Annotated in this window: 12 protein-coding genes; 7 read left to right on the forward strand and 5 right to left on the reverse strand. The window is 70.8% G+C overall.

Annotation, left to right across the window (positions count from 1 at the left end; all coding sequences use genetic code 11):
- Positions 1–113 precede the first annotated feature (113 nt).
- Positions 114–1,064 (forward strand): RecB family exonuclease, encoded by a 951-nt coding sequence (locus tag ACIA79_RS15270; protein ID WP_399428715.1) that lies wholly within the window; start codon positions 114–116, stop codon positions 1,062–1,064.
- Between the two features lie 17 nt (positions 1,065–1,081).
- Positions 1,082–1,753, forward strand: a complete 672-nt coding sequence (locus ACIA79_RS15275; RefSeq protein WP_399428716.1) for a response regulator — start codon at positions 1,082–1,084, stop codon at positions 1,751–1,753.
- Between the two features lie 116 nt (positions 1,754–1,869).
- Here the strand turns inward: ACIA79_RS15275 and ACIA79_RS15280 are convergent, their stop codons facing one another.
- The 4 genes from ACIA79_RS15280 to metH all read right to left on the reverse strand — a co-directional run bounded on the left by ACIA79_RS15280 (position 1,870) and on the right by metH (position 9,978).
- On the reverse strand, positions 1,870–3,453 hold the full coding sequence (locus tag ACIA79_RS15280; RefSeq protein WP_399428717.1) for an ABC transporter substrate-binding protein: 1,584 nt from the start codon (positions 3,451–3,453) through the stop codon (positions 1,870–1,872).
- A gap of 66 nt (positions 3,454–3,519) precedes the next feature.
- A complete protein-coding gene (locus ACIA79_RS15285; RefSeq protein WP_399428718.1) occupies positions 3,520–5,121 on the reverse strand; it encodes an ABC transporter substrate-binding protein in 1,602 nt (533 codons plus the stop codon).
- Between the two features lie 475 nt (positions 5,122–5,596).
- Entirely contained in the window at positions 5,597–6,298 is a 702-nt protein-coding gene (locus ACIA79_RS15290) for an HAD family hydrolase (protein ID WP_399428719.1), read from the reverse strand.
- A gap of 143 nt (positions 6,299–6,441) precedes the next feature.
- The gene (metH, locus tag ACIA79_RS15295; RefSeq protein WP_399428720.1) at positions 6,442–9,978 is read right to left on the reverse strand and encodes a methionine synthase; all 3,537 of its coding nucleotides are present in this window, start codon (positions 9,976–9,978) and stop codon (positions 6,442–6,444) included.
- 248 nt (positions 9,979–10,226) lie between these two features.
- Here metH and ACIA79_RS15300 point away from each other — a divergent pair, with 248 nt between their 5' ends.
- The 5 genes from ACIA79_RS15300 (at position 10,227) to ACIA79_RS15320 (ending at position 16,410) form a co-directional block, all read left to right on the forward strand.
- Positions 10,227–10,994: an IclR family transcriptional regulator gene (locus tag ACIA79_RS15300; protein WP_399428721.1), complete on the forward strand. Its 768-nt coding sequence runs from the start codon at positions 10,227–10,229 to the stop codon at positions 10,992–10,994.
- Positions 10,995–11,227: 233 nt separating this feature from the next.
- Positions 11,228–12,019, forward strand: coding sequence for an MIP/aquaporin family protein (locus ACIA79_RS15305; RefSeq protein ID WP_399428722.1), 792 nt, complete (start codon positions 11,228–11,230; stop codon positions 12,017–12,019).
- A 38-nt stretch (positions 12,020–12,057) separates the two neighbouring features.
- Positions 12,058–13,605, forward strand: a complete 1,548-nt coding sequence (gene glpK, locus ACIA79_RS15310; RefSeq protein WP_399428723.1) for a glycerol kinase GlpK — start codon at positions 12,058–12,060, stop codon at positions 13,603–13,605.
- 6 nt (positions 13,606–13,611) lie between these two features.
- On the forward strand, positions 13,612–15,222 hold the full coding sequence (locus tag ACIA79_RS15315; RefSeq protein WP_399428724.1) for an FAD-dependent oxidoreductase: 1,611 nt from the start codon (positions 13,612–13,614) through the stop codon (positions 15,220–15,222).
- A 165-nt stretch (positions 15,223–15,387) separates the two neighbouring features.
- Complete coding sequence (locus tag ACIA79_RS15320; RefSeq protein WP_399428725.1) at positions 15,388–16,410, forward strand: PAC2 family protein; 1,023 nt, start codon at positions 15,388–15,390, stop codon at positions 16,408–16,410.
- A gap of 277 nt (positions 16,411–16,687) precedes the next feature.
- Here the strand turns inward: ACIA79_RS15320 and mshC are convergent, their stop codons facing one another.
- Positions 16,688–17,917, reverse strand: a complete 1,230-nt coding sequence (mshC, locus tag ACIA79_RS15325) for a cysteine--1-D-myo-inosityl 2-amino-2-deoxy-alpha-D-glucopyranoside ligase (protein WP_399428726.1) — start codon at positions 17,915–17,917, stop codon at positions 16,688–16,690.
- Position 17,918 lies beyond the last annotated feature (1 nt).

Here is a 17,918-nt window from a genome sequence, read left to right on the forward strand (position 1 = left end):
CGTTCCCTTCGGGTGCGAAGCGTCACTCGCCAGTCACGATCATGCAATGTCGGGGGGTCTGGCGTCGATGGTATGCCGCTCGGTGTCAGTGGCGGGCCGTAGGGTTCTTCACCATGACCACGAGCCCTTCCAGCTCCCCGAGCACACCGCCCGGCTCTCCGGAGGCCGGCCCGGCCGGTTCCGCGAGCGCCGGTCCGGCCGGCGCTCCGGGCGCCCGGCCGCCCGTCTCGCTGTCGCCGTCGCGGGCGAGCGACTTCATGCAGTGCCCGCTGCTGTACCGGTTCCGGGTGATCGACAAGCTGCCGGAGAAGCCGAGCGAGGCGGCGACGCGGGGCACGCTGGTGCACGCGGTGCTGGAGCGGCTCTTCGACGCCCCGGCGGCCGAGCGTACGGCTCCGCGGGCCAGGGCGATGGTGCCGGGCCAGTGGGAGCGGCTGCTGGAGGCGCGGCCGGAGCTCGGGGAGCTGTTCGAGGGTGACGCCGAGGGCGAGCGGCTGACGCGCTGGCTGGCCGAGGCGGAGCAGCTGGTCGAGCGGTGGTTCACGCTGGAGGACCCGACGCGGCTGCAGCCCGCGGAGCGCGAGCTGTTCGTGGAGACGGAACTGGAGTCGGGGCTGCGGCTGCGGGGAGTGATCGACCGGGTGGACGTGGCGCCGACGGGTGAGGTGCGGATCGTCGACTACAAGACGGGCAAGGCGCCGCGGCCGGAGTACAGCGAGGGGGCGCTGTTCCAGATGACGTTCTACGCCCTGGTGGTGTGGCGGCTGAAGGGCGTGGTGCCGCGCCGGCTGCAGCTGGTGTACCTGGGGAGCGGCGATGTGATGACGTACGACCCGGTGGAGGCGGATCTGCTGCGGGTGGAGCGCAAGCTGCTCGCGCTGTGGGACGCGATCCGCCGGGCGACGGAGACGGGCGACTGGCGGCCGCGGCCGACGAAGCTGTGCGGGTGGTGCGATCACCAGTCGTTCTGCCCGGAGTTCGGCGGTACGCCGCCGGTGTACCCGCTGCCGGTGGTCCCGGCGCAGCGGACCGAGGGGCCAGGGCAGAATGGGACGGTCAGCTGAGCCCCTAAGGAGTACCCGTGGCGATCCGCGTCCTACTGGTCGACGACCAGCCGCTGCTGCGCACCGGCTTCCGGATGATTCTGGAGGCGGAGCAGGACATCGCGGTGGTCGGGGAGGCCGGGGACGGCCTCCAGGCCCTCGACCAGGTGCGGGCGCTCCAGCCCGACGTGGTGCTGATGGACATCCGGATGCCGCGGATGGACGGGGTGGAGGCGACCCGTCAGATCACCGGGCCGGGGCGGGACGGGCCGGCGAAGGTGCTCGTGCTGACGACGTTCGACCTGGACGAGTACGTGGTGGAGGCGCTGCGCGCCGGTGCGAGCGGTTTCCTGCTGAAGGACGCCCCCGCCCATGAGCTGGTGCAGGCGATCCGGGTGGTCGCCGCGGGCGAGGCGCTGCTGGCGCCGAGCATCACGCGCCGGCTCCTGGACAAGTACGCCGGGCACCTGCCGTCCGGCGAGGAGCCGGTGCCGGACGCGCTGAACAGCCTGACGGACCGTGAGGTCGAGGTGCTGAAGCTGGTGGCGCGCGGGCTGTCGAACGCGGAGATCGCCGCCGACCTGTTCGTCAGCGAGACGACGGTCAAGACGCACGTGGGCCATGTGCTGACCAAGCTGGGCCTGCGTGACCGGGTGCAGGCGGCGGTGTACGCGTACGAGAGCGGACTGGTGCGCCCCGGCGCGCAGTGAGCGCGGCCCCGCCGCGGTGCGGGGCGGAGAGAGCACCGAGGGGGGTACCCGGCCGGAGCCGGGTACCCCCCTTTCGTGTGCGGGGCCTGCGGGCAGGCCCGCTGCCGCGCCGGGCGTCAGCCCTTCTTGATCTCCCAGAAGCGGAAGACGGTGGAGGCGTCCAGCGTCCACTCCAGGCCCGTGATGCCGTCGCGCGCCACGGCGTACTGCTTGGCCTGCCACAACGGGAGGATCGGAAGGTCCTGGGCCACCATGTCCTGGATCTTCGCGTAGTCCTCCTCGGTGGAGGTCCGGTCGGGAGAGGCCGCCGTCTTGGGGATGATGGCCTCGACCCGGCTGTTCTCGTAGTTGTTCCCGAGGACGTTGCCCTCGCCGAAGAAGGGCGCCGTGAAGTTGTCCGCGTCCGGGTAGTCGGGGACCCAGCCCTTGACGTACACGCCGTACTTACCGGCCTTGATGTCCTTCTCGTACTGCTCGTACTCGGCGGACTTCACGGTCGCGTCGAACAGGCCACTGGTGTTGAGCTGCTTGGCGATCGCCTTCAACTCCTGCTCGGTGGAGGCGCCGTAGCGGCTCGGCGTCGACCACAGGGTGAGCTCCACCTTGCTGGTGATCCCGGCGGAGCGCAGCGCCTGCTTGGCCTTCTCGGGCTGCGGGCGGTCGCCGTAGGTGTCGAAGAAGGCGGTGTTGTGGCCGGTGATGCCGGCCGGGACGATCGAGTACAGCGAGGAGGCGGTCGCCCGGTGGATGTCCTCGACGAGCTCGTCGCGGTCGACGAGGTACGCGATCGCCTTGCGGACGCCGAGCTTGCCGACGACCGGGTCCTTCATGTTGAAGACCAGGTGCTGCACCTCGGCGCTGGTGCCCTCGACGACCTCGATGCCCTTGGAGCCCGACGCCGTGGACTCCTTCAGCTCGGCGATGTCGGCCGGGGCGAGGCCGCGGTAGGCGACGTCGACGTCGCCCTTCTTCAGGGCCTCGCCCAGGGACTTGCGGTCGCCGTTGTAGAACTTCAGCGTGACACCGCTGTTCTTCACCTTGGCGGTGCCGTTGTACTCGGAGTTGACCGAGAAGACGGCCTGGCCCTCGGAGTAGGAGTCCAGCTTGTACGGGCCGGACCCGACGGCCTTGCCGTCCTTGCGCAGCGCGTCCTCCGGGTACTCGCGGTGGTCCACGATGGAGCCGGCGCCCGAGGCGATCTTGCTGGGGAAGGTGGCGTCCGGCACCTTCAGCTTGAAGACGACGTTCTGCTCGTCCGGGGTGTCGATCGAGTCGATCGTGGAGAGCAGCGGGGCCGGGCCGGCCGGGTCGTTGATCTTCAGGGCCCGCTCGAAGGAGAACTTGACGTCCTTCGCGGTGAGCGGGTTGCCGTTGCTGAACTTCAGGCCGTCGCGCAGCGTGCACCGGAAGACGGTGCTGCCGCCTTGGTCGAAGCCGCACTTCTCGGCCGCCTCCGGCTGGGGCGTCGAGGCGCCCTTGGGGAAGCTGAGCAGGGACTGGAAGACGTTGTTGAACAGCAGCCAGGAGCCGGGGTCGTAGCCGGCGGCCGGGTCGGTCGCCACGACGTCGTCGGACATGCCGATGAGCACCGTGACGCCGTCGTCACCGGCGGCGCCCTTCTCCGAACCGCAGCCGCTCAGCATCGCGGCCGCCAGCGCCGCCGAGAGGGGGGCGGTCAGCCACTTGTTGTGCACCTTCACAGGAACCTTGCCTCTGGATCTTCATGGCGCCGGCCGCGCCCATCGCGCGGCCGGGTACATCGTGGGTCAGGCGATGCCTCGGCCGAGCTCCCAGAGCTGCAGGTCCGAGGAGGTGTTGAGGGCCCATTCGACGCCGTTCAGGTCGTCCCGGTGGGCGACGTACTGCTTGCCCTGCCAGAGCGGCAGCACGGGAACGTCGTCGGCGACGATCTCCTGCAGCTGCTCGAAGGCGGGGGACGCGGCGTTGCGGTCGGCGGCGCGGCGCGACTGCGGGATGAGCCGGTTGCGCGCCTCGCTGCTGGTGTAGGGCGAGTTGAGGAAGTTGTCCGCGTCGAGGAACGGCGCGATGTAGTTGTCCGGGTCCGGGAAGTCGGGGACCCAGCCGAGCCCGTAGACGGCGTACTCGCCCCGCTTCTGCGCGGGCCGGAACTCGGACCACACGCTGCCCTGGACGCGGACGTCGAAGAGCCCGGTGGCGTTGAGCTGGTCGCGCAGCGCCTCGAACTCCTTGGCCGTGCCCGGCCCGTAGTAGTCGCTCGTGTAGTGCAGCGTCAGCTTGACCGGGGTGGTGATGCGGGCGCCGCTCAGGATGCCGGCGGCCTTCTGGCGGCTGGGCTCGCCGTACTTGTTGAAGAACGAGTTGGTGTGCGCGGCGATCGTCGAGGGGATCAGCGAGTAGAGCGGGGTCGCGGTGGAGCCGTAGACCTTGCCGGCGATCTGGTCGCGGTCGACGACGGCGGCGATGGCCTGGCGGACGGCCTTGTCCTGGACGGAGCCCGCCTTGGTGTTGAAGGCGAGGTAGCGGATCTCCAGGCCGGGCATCTCGCGCAGCTCGATGCCGTCCTTGGGGTGCTCGGCCAGGTCCTTGATCTGCTCGGGCGACATCGTGCGGGTCATCATGTCGATGTCACCGGCTTCCAGGGCCTTGCCCATGGCGTCGGTGTCGTCGAAGGAGCGCAGCTCGACCTTGTCGTTGCGGAGCTTGATGTCGCCCTTGTAGTGCTCGTTGCGGGTGAACACGATCTTCGTGACCCGGTCGTCCCGGACCTGGGCCTCCATCGTGTACGGGCCCGAGCCGTCGATCCGGAAGCCGTCGCGGAGCTTGCCGGCGTCGTACTTCTCGCTGCTCAGAATGCCCGCGACGGGCGTCGAGAGCTTGTACGGGAAGGTGGCGTCGGGGGTCCTCAGGTGGAAGACGATCTCGTCGTCGCCCTTGGGCTCGATGGTGTCGATGTTCGCCAGGAGGCCGGCGGCGCCGTTGTCGGACTTGATGGCGAGGACGCGCTCGATGGAGAACTTCACGTCCTTGGCGGTGATCGGCGTGCCGTCGGAGAACGCGAGCCCCTCGCGCAGGGTGCAGCGGTAGCTCTCGCTGGCCCGGTCGGTGAAGGAGCACCGGGAGGCCGCCTCGGGCACCGGCGCGCCGCCGCCGCGCGGGATGCGCATCAGCGTCTGGACGGTCTGGCGCAGGACGTTCCAGGCGCCGGCGTCGTACGCGAAGGCCGGGTCGAAGGGGGCGGAGGCGTCCTTGGTGGCGGTGAACCGGTCCGTGGTGCCGACGACGATGCCGTCGTGGTCGCCGGAGCCGGCCTGCGCGCCTCCGCAGGCGGCGAGCGCGGGGGCCAGGAGGCCCACTACGGCCGGCAGCACCAGGGTCTTGCGGTTCATCGTGGACGTTCTCCTCATCCGGCACTGGGTACGGCGTGCGGTGCACTCCGCCGCGGCCGCCCGGTCGGGGCGGGGCGATCGGGCCGGGATACAGAGCGATCGGACCTGTGTTCACGGTGGCTGATGGCTTGACGCGAACACGCGGATTAGTGCGGCGAAGTTCTCGGCAAGAGATTAGTCGGAGGCGTCAGGCATGCCGGAACCACCTTGAGTTGAGGCGGCATCAGAGGGTGATGAGTAATGCGTGACCGTCGATCACTATGCGCCGGAATGATTCGTACACCCGCTCATGAATCGGGACACATGGCAGCTCCCGAAGGACCACGAACCAGGCGTCACGCCCCTCGACCGCCCGCGGGAGCACCACGCTGCGTGACCAACATCACGCCGAATTCCCTTTTCAGCGGTCACGGAAAACACCCGTCCGGATGCCCTGTGTTTCGACTGCATTCACGCAGCACGCACCGTGCGCGTATCAGTTCGTCCGCGTGATCAATGTACGCAGAAAGCGGAGGTCGACCTCTTCCAGGGACCGGACGACGACCCGTCCGTCGGCGGGTGCGATGGGGGCGACGGACGGTACGGCGACCACGCGGCAGCCCGCGGCCTCGGCGGCCGCCACCCCGGTGGCGGTGTCCTCGATGACGGCGCATCTCGCCGGCTCGGCACCCACTCCGCGGGCGGCCAGCAGGTACGGGTCTGGGTGCGGCTTGGTCCGGGGCACCTCGTCGCCCGCGACGGTGAGCGTGAAGCGCTCGGGCCCGAGCGAGCGCACGACACGGTCGATGATGCGGCGGTGCGAGGCGGAGACCAGGGCGGTGGGGACGTCGTGCGCGGTGAGCTCGGCGAGCAGCCGCTCGGCGCCCGGCATCATCGGCACGCCGCGCTCGATCCGCTGTTCGAAGCGGTCGTTGAGCAGCACGGTCAGCTCGGGCAGGGTGATGTCGGCGCCGGTGGCCTCGATGAGGAACCCGGCGCTGCGGGTCATGGGCCCGCCGACCACCACGTCGCGCCAGGACTCGTCGAGCCGGTGACCCAAATCGGCGAAGACCTCGACCTCCGCGTCCCACCAGAAGCCCTCGGTGTCGACCAGTGTGCCGTCCATGTCGAGGAAGACGGCCTGGAGGGCGGCTCCGTCGGCCGTACGGGTCAAGGACGCGGGGACCGTGCTGGTCATCCGGCACACCTCCATCGGGGACGAGAAGGCCGGTCGCGCCCCCGCGGGGAATCCCCCGGTGGGGAACGGCGACCGGCCTGCACTGGACCGACCAGTGTACGTCGCGTTCCGCTGATCCGCGCTGACGGCGGCGCGCGGCGCCGTCAGCGGGCGTTGAAGTATTTCGCCTCCGGGTGGTGGATGACGATGGCGTCCGTGGACTGTTCGGGGTGGAGCTGGAACTCCTCGGACAGGTGGACGCCGATCCGCTCCGGCTGCAGGAGGTCGGCGATCTTCGCGCGGTCCTCCAGGTCGGGGCAGGCGCCGTAGCCGAGGGAGAAGCGGGCGCCCCGGTACTTCAGGGCGAACATGTCCTCGACGTCGGCCGGGTCCTCCCCGGCGAAGCCCAGCTCCGCCCGCACGCGCGCGTGCCAGTACTCGGCGAGGGCCTCGGCGAGCTGGACGGACAGGCCGTGCAGTTCGAGGTAGTCGCGGTAGGAGTCGGCGGCGAACAGCTCGGCGGTGGCCTCGCCGATCCTTGATCCGACCGTGACGACCTGCAGCCCGACGACATCGGTCTCGCCGGAGTCCTCGGGGCGGAAGAAGTCGGCCAGGCACAGCCGCCGTCCGCGGCGCTGGCGCGGGAAGGTGAAGCGGGTGCGCTCGTTGCCGCTGTCGTCCAGGATGATCAGGTCGTCGCCCTTGGACACGCACGGGAAGTAGCCGTAGACCACGGCCGCTTCGAGCATGTTCCGGGTGTGGAGCTGGTCCAGCCAGCCGCGCAGCCGCGGCCGGCCCTCCGTCTCCACGAGCTCCTCGTAGGTCGGACCCTCACCGGTGCGGGCCTGCTTCAGGCCCCACTGGCCCTTGAACAGCGCGCCCTCGTCCAGCCAGGAGGCGTACTCCTTGAGCTGGATGCCCTTGATCACGCGGGTGCCCCAGAAAGGGGGCTGCGGGACGGGGTTGTCGGTGGCGACGTCGGAGCGGACGCCGCCCTCCGGGGCGGGCTCGTCGGCCGGCACGGCGCTCGTCGCGCGGACGCGGCGCTGCTTGAGCTCGGGCAGGGTGGCGCCGGGCACCCCCCGCTTGACCGCGATGAGGGCGTCCATCAGGCGCAGGCCCTCGAAGGCGTCGCGGGCGTAGCGCACTTCGCCCTGGTAGATCTCGTGGAGGTCCTGCTCGACGTACGCACGGGTGAGGGCGGCGCCGCCCAGGATGACCGGGTAGTCGGCGGCCAGGCCCCGCTGGTTGAGCTCCTCCAGGTTCTCCTTCATGATCACGGTCGACTTGACCAGGAGACCCGACATGCCGATGACATCGGCCTTGTGCTCGTCCGCGGCCTCCAGGATGGCCGAAACCGGCTGCTTGATACCGAGGTTGACGACGTTGTAGCCGTTGTTGGACAGGATGATGTCGACCAGGTTCTTGCCGATGTCGTGCACGTCACCGCGGACGGTCGCCAGCACGATGGTGCCCTTGCCCGCCTCTTCGCCCTCCACCTTCTCCATGTGCGGTTCGAGGTGGGCGACGGCGGACTTCATCACCTCCGCCGACTGGAGCACGAACGGCAGCTGCATCTGCCCGGAGCCGAACAGCTCCCCGACCACCTTCATGCCGTCCAGCAGCGTCTCGTTGACGATGTCCAGCGCCGGCCGGGTCGTCAGCGCCTCGTCGAGGTCGGCCTCCAGGCCGTTCTTCTCCCCGTCGATGATGCGCCGCTTGAGCCGCTCCTCCAGCGGGAGCGCCGCCAGCTCCTCGGCCTTGCCCGCCTTCAGGGACTTGGCCGTGGCGCCCTCGAAGAGCGCCATCAGCTTCTGCAGCGGGTCGTAGCCCTCGGTGCGCCGGTCGTGGATGAGGTCCAGGGCGGTGGTGACCTGCTCCTCGTCGAACCGGGCGATCGGCAGGATCTTCGACGCGTGGACGATCGCCGAGTCCAGGCCCGCCTTGACGCACTCGTCCAGGAAGACGGAGTTCAGCAGGATCCGGGCCGCCGGGTTCAGCCCGAAGGAGATGTTCGACAGGCCCAGCGTGGTCTGCACCTTCGGGTGGCGCCGCTTGAGCTCGCGGATCGCCTCGATGGTGGCGATGCCGTCCTTGCGGGACTCCTCCTGGCCGGTGCAGATGGTGAAGGTCAGGGTGTCGATGAGGATGTCCTCCTCATGGATGCCCCAGTTGCCCGTCAGGTCCGCGATCAGCCGCTCGGCGATCTCGACCTTCTTCTCCGGCGTACGGGCCTGGCCCTCCTCGTCGATGGTCAGCGCGATCAGCGCCGCCCCGTGCTCCTTGGCCAGGGCCGCGACCTTCGCGAACCGCGACTCGGGGCCGTCGCCGTCCTCGTAGTTCACCGAGTTGATCACGGCGCGGCCGCCGAGCTTCTCCAGCCCGGCGCGGAGGACCTCGACCTCGGTGGAGTCCAGCACGATCGGCAGCGTGGAGGCGGTGGCGAACCGTCCCGCGAGCTCCTCCATGTCCGCCACGCCGTCCCGTCCGACGTAGTCGACGCACAGGTCGAGCATGTGGGCGCCCTCGCGGATCTGGTCGCGGGCCATCTCCACGCAGTCGTCCCAGCGGCCCTCCAGCATCGCCTCACGGAACTTCTTGGAGCCGTTGGCGTTCGTCCGCTCGCCGATCGCCAGGTACGACGTGTCCTGGCGGAACGGCACGGTCTGGTACAGCGAGGCGGCACCCGGCTCGGGGTGCGGCTCACGCGGCGCCGGGGCCAGGTCGCGCACCCGCTCGACGACCTGGCGCAGGTGCTCCGGCGTCGTACCGCAGCAGCCGCCGACCAGCGACAGCCCGTACTCGCGGACGAAGTTCTCCTGCGCGTCGGCCAGCTCCGGCGCGGTCAGCGGGTAGTGCGCCCCGTCCTTGCCCAGCACGGGCAGACCGGCGTTGGGCATGCACGACAGCGGGATGCGGGAGTGCCGGGCCAGGTAGCGCAGGTGCTCGCTCATCTCCGCCGGGCCGGTGGCGCAGTTCAGTCCGATCATGTCGATGCCGAGCGGCTCCAGCGCCGTCAGGGCCGCGCCGATCTCGGAACCGAGGAGCATGGTGCCGGTGGTCTCCACGGTCACGGAGACGATCAGCGGCAGGTCGGTGCCGGTGGCCTCCAGGGCGCGGCGGGCGCCCAGGACGGCGGCCTTGGTCTGCAGCAGGTCCTGGGTGGTCTCCACCAGCAGCGCGTCGGCGCCGCCGGCGATCATGCCCTCGGCGTTCTGCTGGTAGGCGTCGCGGAGCGTGGTGTAGGGGGCGTGGCCGAGCGTCGGCAGCTTGGTGCCGGGGCCCATGGAGCCGAGGACCCAGCGCTGCCGGCCGGTGGAGGCGGTGAACTCGTCGGCGACCTCGCGGGCGATCCGGGCTCCCGCCTCGGACAGCTCGTGGACGCGCTCGGAGATGTCGTACTCCCCCAGGGCGCTGTGGTTCGCGCCGAAGGTGTTGGTCTCCACGCAGTCGACGCCGACGGCGAAGTACGCCTCGTGAACCGAGCGCACGATGTCGGGACGGGTGATGTTGAGGACCTCGTTGCAGCCCTCCAGGTTCTGGAAGTCCTCGAGGGTGGGGTCCTGCGCCTGGAGCATGGTGCCCATGGCACCGTCGGCCACGACCACGCGGGTGGCGAGGGCCTCACGGAGGGCGGCGGCTCGGGTCCTGCTGTCAGTGACGTGGGCGCTGTCAGCGGACGGGGTCGGCAACGAGGCCATGGATGTGCTCCCTGGGATGCGACGGCTGTCGGCTTTGCACCTCCCGGCGGGGAAGGCGCACCGGGCCAGACTAACCGCGTACCCCCCGCCGCGGACATGGTGTCCCACGTGGCGGACGGCATGCTGTCACCGTGTTGTCGGGGGGCGTGTCCGGTCCTGCTCGGTTCCGGGGTTCCTCCATGTGGCTCAAGGTCGGCAACGACCGATAGTGTTCAGCATTGTCGAACTGAGGAAGAAGGGCCGGGGCGATGCCGAAGAACATCCAGTCGCTTGAACGGGCGGCGGCGATGCTGCGACTGCTCGCGGGTGGGGAGCGCCGTCTCGGACTGTCCGACATCGCCTCGTCGCTGGAGCTCGCCAAGGGCACGGCGCACGGCATCCTGCGCACCCTCCAGGCGGAGGGCTTCGTCGAGCAGGACCCGGCCTCCGGGCGCTACCAGCTGGGCGCGGAGCTGCTCCGCCTGGGCAACAGCTACCTGGACGTGCACGAGCTGCGCGCCCGCGCGCTGGTATGGACGGACGACCTGGCGCGCTCCAGCGGCGAGAGCGTCCACCTCGGCGTCCTGCACCAGCACGGCGTCCTCGTCATCCACCACGTCTTCCGGCCGGACGACAGCCGCCAGGTCCTGGAGGTCGGCGCCATGCAGCCGCTGCACTCCACCGCGCTCGGCAAGGTGCTGTCGGCGTACGACCCGGTGGCGCACAGTGAGGCCCTGGAGGTGGAGCGGGAGGCGTTCACGCCGCGCACCGTCACCTCCCTGGAGGACTTCGAGTCCGTCCTGGACATGACCCGCGCGCGCGGGTGGGCCGCGGACGTGGAGGAGACCTGGGACGGCGTGGCGTCGGTGGCGGCACCGATCCACGACCGGCGGCGGATGCCCGTCGGCGCGGTGGCCATCACGGGTGCGGTGGAGCGCGTCTGCAACGGCGGCGGCGAGCTGCGCTCCGAGCTGGTGGCGGCGGTACGGGACTGCGCCCGGGCGGTCTCCCGCGACCTCGGCGCCGGGCGCTTCTGACGCCTCCGGCTTCCCTCCGGTAACGATGGCATTTCGGCCAGCGGAACCCTTGACGCCACGTTTACCCGGGGGCAAAACTGCCGTTCATCGGTCGGCATTGTCGAACACTTACCGGCAATCGCGGTACAGTATGGCAACGCCAGGAGGCCGGTTAACGCCCTCAGCCGAGGGCGCGGACCACCGGAGGGACCCGGGGTTCGCCTTCCCCTGGACGAAGGACAAAGGAGTCGCGGGTGTCCAGCTCCGACATCTTCATCGGCGAGATCATTGGTACCGCCGTACTCATCCTGCTCGGCGGTGGCGTCGTCGCCGCCGTCGTACTCAAGCGCTCGAAGGCGCAGAACGCCGGCTGGCTGGCCATCACCTTCGGGTGGGGCTTCGCGGTCCTGACCGCGGTCTACATGACAGGCACCCTGTCCGGCGCCCACCTCAATCCGGCTGTCACGGTCGGCATCGCGATCAAGGACGGGGACTGGAGCAACGTCCCCGTCTACTTCGCGGGACAGCTCCTCGGCGCCATGGTCGGCGCCGCGCTGGTCTGGATCGCCTACTACGGCCAGTTCCACGCGCACCTCACCGACCCCGAGATCGTGGGCGACCCCGCGGAGAAGGCCATCGAGGGCCCGCACGACGAGGCGAAGAGCCACGCCGGACCGGTCCTGGGCGTCTTCTCCACCGGCCCGGAGATCCGCAGCGTCTGGCAGAACCTCGCCACCGAGATCATCGGCACCGTCGTCCTGGTCCTCGCGGTCCTCACGCAGGGCCTGAACGACAGCGGCAAGGGCCTCGGCACGCTCGGCGCGCTGATCACCGCACTGGTCGTGGTCGGCATCGGCCTCTCGCTCGGCGGCCCGACGGGCTACGCGATCAACCCGGCCCGCGACCTGGGCCCCCGGATCGTGCACGCCCTCCTCCCGCTGCCGAACAAGGGCGGCTCCGACTGGGGCTACGCCTGGATCCCCGTCGCCGGCCCGCTGATCGGCGGAGCGCTCGCCGCGGGTATCTACAACATCGCGTTCGCCTGAGCCGTCCTTCGTCCTCTCACCGACTTCCGGGAGCAACCGTGACCGACGCACACACCACCAGCACCTCCTCCCACGGCGCGGGGCCGTTCATCGCGGCCATCGACCAGGGCACCACCTCCAGCCGCTGCATCGTCTTCGACCGCGACGGGCGCATCGTCTCCGTCGACCAGAAGGAGCACGAGCAGATCTTCCCCAAGCCGGGCTGGGTGGAGCACGACGCCGCCGAGATCTGGGCCAACGTCCAGGAGGTCGTCGCCGGCGCCATCGACAAGGCCGGCATCACCGCCGCCGACGTCAAGGCCATCGGCATCACCAACCAGCGCGAGACCACCCTGCTGTGGGACAAGCGGACCGGTGAGCCCGTCCACAACGCCATCGTCTGGCAGGACACCCGCACCGACGCGCTCTGCCGGGAGCTCGGCCGCAACGTCGGCCAGGACCGCTTCCGCCGCGAGACCGGCCTGCCCCTCGCCTCCTACTTCGCCGGCCCCAAGGTCCGCTGGCTGCTGGACAACGTCGAGGGCCTGCGCGAGCGCGCCGAGCGCGGCGAGATCCTCTTCGGCACCATGGACTCCTGGGTCATCTGGAACCTGACGGGCGGCGCGGAGGGCGGTCACCACGTCACCGACGTCACCAACGCCTCCCGCACCATGCTGATGAACCTGCACACCATGGAGTGGGACGACAAGATCCTCCAGTCCATGGAGATCCCGGCGGCCGTGCTGCCCGAGATCCGCTCCTCCGCCGAGGTGTACGGCCACGTCAAGGGCGGCGTCCTGGACGGCGTGGCGGTGGCCTCCGCACTCGGCGACCAGCAGGCGGCGCTGTTCGGCCAGACCTGCTTCTCCGAGGGCGAGGCGAAGTCGACGTACGGCACGGGAACGTTCCTGCTGCTGAACACCGGCGAGAAGATCATCAACTCCTACTCGGGTCTCATCACCACCGTCGGGTACAAGATCGGCGACCAGGCCCCGGTGTACGCCCTGGAAGGCTCCATCGCCGTCACCGGCTCCCTGGTGCAGTGGATGCGCGACCAGATGGGCCTGATCAGCACCGCCGCGGAGATCGAGACCCTGGCCTCATCGGTCGAGGACAACGGCGGCGCGTACTTCGTGCCGGCCTTCTCCGGTCTGTTCGCCCCGTACTGGCGCTCCGACGCCCGCGGTGTGATCGCCGGCCTCACCCGGTACGTCACCAAGGCGCACATCGCCCGCGCGGTCCTGGAGGCCACGGCCTGGCAGACCCGCGAGATCACCGACGCCATGACCAAGGACTCCGGCGTCGAGCTGGCCGCCCTCAAGGTCGACGGCGGCATGACCTCCAACAACCTGCTGATGCAGACGCTCTCGGACGTCCTCGACGCACCCGTGGTGCGCCCGATGGTCGCCGAGACCACCTGCCTCGGCGCCGCTTACGCCGCCGGCCTGGCCGTCGGCTTCTGGCCCGACACCGACGCGCTGCGCGCCAACTGGCGCAGGGCCGCCGAGTGGACCCCCCGCATGGACGCTGACAAGCGTGACAGCGAGTACAAGAACTGGCTCAAGGCCGTCGAGCGGACCATGGGCTGGATCGAGGACGAGGAGTAAATCGACATGACCACCCTGCAGAGCGTCCCCGCCCTCGGGACGCACCCGGCTGCCGGTTCCCTGCCGAGCCGTGCCGAAACGCGGGAGCAGCTCTCCAAGGCCACCTACGACCTCCTGGTGATCGGCGGCGGCATCCTGGGCATCTCCACGGCCTGGCACGCCGCGCAGTCCGGGCTGCGGGTGGCCCTGGTGGACGCCGGCGACTTCGCCGGCGCCACCTCCTCCGCCTCCTCCAAGCTCCTCCACGGCGGTCTGCGCTACCTGCAGACCGGCGCGGTGAAGCTGGTCGCGGAGAACCACTTCGAGCGCCGTGCGGTCTCCCGCCAGGTGGCCCCCCACCTGGCGAACCCGCTCACCTTCTACCTGCCGGTCTACAAGGGCGGGCCGCACGGCGCCGCCAAGCTCGGCGCGGGCGTCTTCGCGTACTCGGCGCTCTCCGCCTTCGGCGACGGCGTCGGCCACCTGCTCAGCCCCGCCAAGGCCGCCCAGGACGTGCCCGAGCTGCGCACCGACAACCTCAAGGCCGTGGCCGTCTACGGCGACGACCAGATGAACGACGCGCGCATGGCGCTGATGACGGTGCGCGCCGCGGTCGACGCGGGCGCCACCGTCCTCAACCACGCCGAGGTCACCGGCCTGCGCTTCACCCGCGGCCGGGTCACCGGCGCGGACCTCAGGGACCGGCTGGGCGGCGAGGAGTTCGGCGTCGACGCCCGTCTCGTCCTCAACGCCACCGGACCCTGGGTCGACCACCTGCGCCGGATGGAGGACCCGAACGCGGCCCCGTCCATCCGCCTCTCCAAGGGCGCGCACCTGGTCCTGAAGCGGACCGCCCCCTGGCGGGCCGCGCTCGCCACCCCGATCGACAAGTACCGCATCACCTTCGCCCTCCCCTGGGAGGACATGCTGCTGCTCGGTACGACCGACGAGGAGTACGAGGGCGATCCGGGCGAGGTGGCGGTCAACGACAAGGACGTCACCCAGATCCTGGACGAGGCCGCCTTCTCCATCCGCGACCAGCAGCTGTCCCGTGACCTGATCACGTACTCCTTCGCCGGTCTGCGGGTGCTGCCGGGCGGCCCCGGCGACACCTCCAAGGCCAAGCGCGAGACGGTCGTGACCGAGGGCCGCGGCGGCATGCTCTCGGTGGCCGGCGGCAAGTGGACGACCTTCCGCCACATCGGCCGTACGGTGATGAACAAGCTGGCGTCCCTGCCCGGCGGACCGCTCGGCGAGGACATGGAGCCGATCTCGGCCCTGCCGAAGAAGCTCCCGCTGCCCGGCATAGCCAACCCGAACGCGGTCGCCCACCGGCTGCTGGTCGACGGCGGCACGCCCGGCCCGCGCATGGCCGCGGACACCGCCCGCCACCTGGCCACGCACTACGGCTCGCTGTCGTTCGACATCGCGCGCATGGCCTACGAGAGCCCCGAGCTCGCCGAGCGCATCCACCCGGACGCGCCGGAGATCTGGGCACAGGTCGCCTACGCCCGCGACCACGAGTGGGCCGAGACGGCGGACGACGTGCTGCGCCGCCGTACGACGCTGACGATCCGGGGCCTGGCGACGGACGACATCCGCAGCAGGGTCGAGGACATGCTCGGCAAGAAGGCCTGATCCCGCGGGGTCGTGCGACGACGAGGGCGGCTCCGGGGGAGCCGCCCTCGTCCGTGCGTCCCGCCAGGTCGAACAGAGCACTCGGACGTGTACAGGGGCTGCGGTGGGGGGCATGCGAAGCCGTAAGGTTGGTTCGTACGCACGGAACTTCGGAAGGAGGCCTGGGTGATCGAGCTCGAGGGGGTTCCCGAGCTGATCGACCCGGTCATGGTGGCCGCGTTCGAAGGCTGGAACGACGCCGGCGACGCCGCCTCCACCGCGGTCGCTCACCTGGAGCGGGAGTGGAAGGGAGAGGTGTTCGCGGCGCTCGACGCCGAGGACTACTACGACTTCCAGGTCAACCGCCCCACGGTGTGGCTGGACGGCGGGGTGCGGAAGATCACGTGGCCGACCACCCGGCTCTCCGTGGTGCGGGTGGGTGGCGACAAGCCACGGGACCTGGTGCTGGTCCGCGGCATCGAACCGTCGATGCGCTGGCGCTCGTTCTGCAACGAGATCCTCGGCTTCGCCCACGAACTGGGCGTGGAGATGGTGGTGATCCTGGGCGCGCTGCTCGGCGACACCCCGCACACCCGGCCGGTGCCGGTCAGCGGCGTCACGTCCGACCCGGACCTGGCGCGCACGATGGACCTCGAGGAGACCCGGTACGAAGGGCCGACGGGCATCGTCGGCATCCTCCAGGAGGCCTGCACGCACGCGGGCGTCCCGGCGGTGAGCCTGTGGGCCGCGGTGCCGCACTACGTGTCCCAGCCGCCGAACCCGAAGGCGACGCTGGCGCTGCTCAACCGGCTGGAGGACCTCATCGACCTGCGCATCCCACTGGGTGAGCTGGCGGAGGACGCACGGGCCTGGCAGGTCGGCGTGGACCAGCTCGCCTCCGAGGACAGCGAGGTTGCGGAGTACGTCCAGACGCTGGAGGAGGCCCGGGACACGGCGGAGCTGCCGGAGGCCTCGGGCGAGGCCATCGCCCGGGAGTTCGAGCGGTACCTGCGGCGGCGCGACGGCGGACCGGCCACCGGGCCGGGCGCGGGGCCGGCGGCGGGGCCGGGCGGCGGGCCCGGGCATGCGACGGACATGGGCGACAGCTCCTACCTGCGCGACACGTCGAGCGGGCGGACGCGGCCGCCGAAGCCCCCCAAGCGGGAGCCCGAGGCGGGCGACGAGGACGGCGGCCCGGCCGAGGAGTGAGACCGGCAGGGCGGGGGGGGGGGGGGGGGGGGGGGGCCCCGGGCCCCCCCCCCCCCCCCCCCCCCCCCCCCCCCCCCCCCCCCCCCCCGCGTTCCCGGGCACGTCCGCCTCCACCGCGGGCGGCTGACGGTCCGTGAGGCACCCGCCTGACACCGGATCAGCCCCTGGACGCACGAAACCCGCTCCCCGACCGCGCGGGTGCGGCACGGTCCGGGAACGGGTCTGCGTCAACCTGGCGTCTTGTCGATCAGGCGGGACGTGATCGACAAGACATGCCCTAGAGCGCCACGCCCATCAGCGCGTCGACGGTACGGGAGACCACGCCGGGCGCGCTCTCGTCCGTGCCGCCGCCGGACTGCTGGAGCGCGACCCAGCGGTCCACGGCCGCGAGGGCCCGCGGGGTGTCGAGGTCGTCGGCCAGCGCTTCGCGGACCTCCTCGACGAGGGCTTCGGCGGACGGCCCGTCGGGCCGGGAGACCGCCGCGCGCCACCGGCCGAGCCGCTCCACGGCCTCCTGGAGGACGTCGTCGGTCCACTCCCAGTCGGCGCGGTAGTGGTGGGCGAGCAGGGTGAGCCGGATGGCCGCCGGGTCGACGCCGGCGCGCCGCAGCGCCGAGACGAAGACGAGGTTGCCCTTGGACTTGGACATCTTCTCGCCGTTCAGCGCGACCATCCCGGCGTGCACGTACGCCTTGGCGAACGGGTGCTCGCCGGTCAGCGCCTGGGCGTGGGAAGCGCCCATCTCGTGGTGCGGGAAGACCAGATCGGAGCCGCCGCCCTGGACGTCGAAGCCCATGCCGAGGTGGTCCAGGGCGATGGCGACGCACTCGATGTGCCAACCGGGGCGGCCGGGGCCGAGGCTCGCGCCGTCCCAGCTGGGTTCGCCGTCGCGGGCGGCCATCCACAGCATCGGGTCCAGCGGGTTCTTCTTGCCCGGGCGGTCGGGGTCGCCGCCGCGCTCGGCGGACAGCGCCCGCATGACCTCGTGGTCGTAGCGGGACACCTCGCCGAAGTGCGGGTCCGCCTCGACGGAGAAGTAGATGTCGCCCTCCAGCTCGTACGCCGCGCCGGCGGACAGGAGGCGCTCGATGAGCGGCACGATGCCGGGTATCGCCTCGACGGCGCCGATGTAGTGCCGCGGCGGCAGCATGCGCAGGGCGGTCATGTCCTCGCGGAAGAGCGCGGTCTCGCGCTCGGCGAGGGCGACCCAGTCGATGCTGTCCCGGACGGCCCGCTCCAGGAGCGGATCGTCGACGTCGGTGACGTTCTGGACGTAGTGGACCTGCCGCTTGGTGTCGAGCCACACGCGCTGCACGAGGTCGAACGCGTTGTAGGTCGCCGCGTGCCCGATGTGGGTCGCGTCGTACGGCGTGATGCCGCACACGTAGATACGGGCGACGGGACCGGGGTCGAGGGTCACTCGTCCGCCGGTCGCGGTGTCGTGGATCCGGAGGTCGCGGCCCTTGCCGGGCAGGGCGGGGACCTCAGAAGCGGGCCAGGCATACATG

This window comes from Streptomyces sp. NPDC051310 (genome assembly GCF_044455245.1).
Taxonomy (GTDB): domain Bacteria; phylum Actinomycetota; class Actinomycetes; order Streptomycetales; family Streptomycetaceae; genus Streptomyces.

Excerpts from the sequence above, each read along its gene's own strand:
- mshC (WP_399428726.1), bottom strand. The coding sequence starts at position 17,917 with ATGTATGCCTGGCCCGCTTCTGAGGTCCCCGCCCTGCCCGGCAAGGGC.
- ACIA79_RS15300 (WP_399428721.1), top strand. The coding sequence starts at position 10,227 with ATGCCGAAGAACATCCAGTCGCTTGAACGGGCGGCGGCGATGCTGCGA.
- metH (WP_399428720.1), bottom strand. The coding sequence starts at position 9,978 with ATGGCCTCGTTGCCGACCCCGTCCGCTGACAGCGCCCACGTCACTGAC.
- ACIA79_RS15270 (WP_399428715.1), top strand. The coding sequence starts at position 114 with ATGACCACGAGCCCTTCCAGCTCCCCGAGCACACCGCCCGGCTCTCCG.
- ACIA79_RS15315 (WP_399428724.1), top strand. The coding sequence starts at position 13,612 with ATGACCACCCTGCAGAGCGTCCCCGCCCTCGGGACGCACCCGGCTGCC.
- ACIA79_RS15290 (WP_399428719.1), bottom strand. The coding sequence starts at position 6,298 with ATGACCAGCACGGTCCCCGCGTCCTTGACCCGTACGGCCGACGGAGCC.
- ACIA79_RS15285 (WP_399428718.1), bottom strand. The coding sequence starts at position 5,121 with ATGAACCGCAAGACCCTGGTGCTGCCGGCCGTAGTGGGCCTCCTGGCC.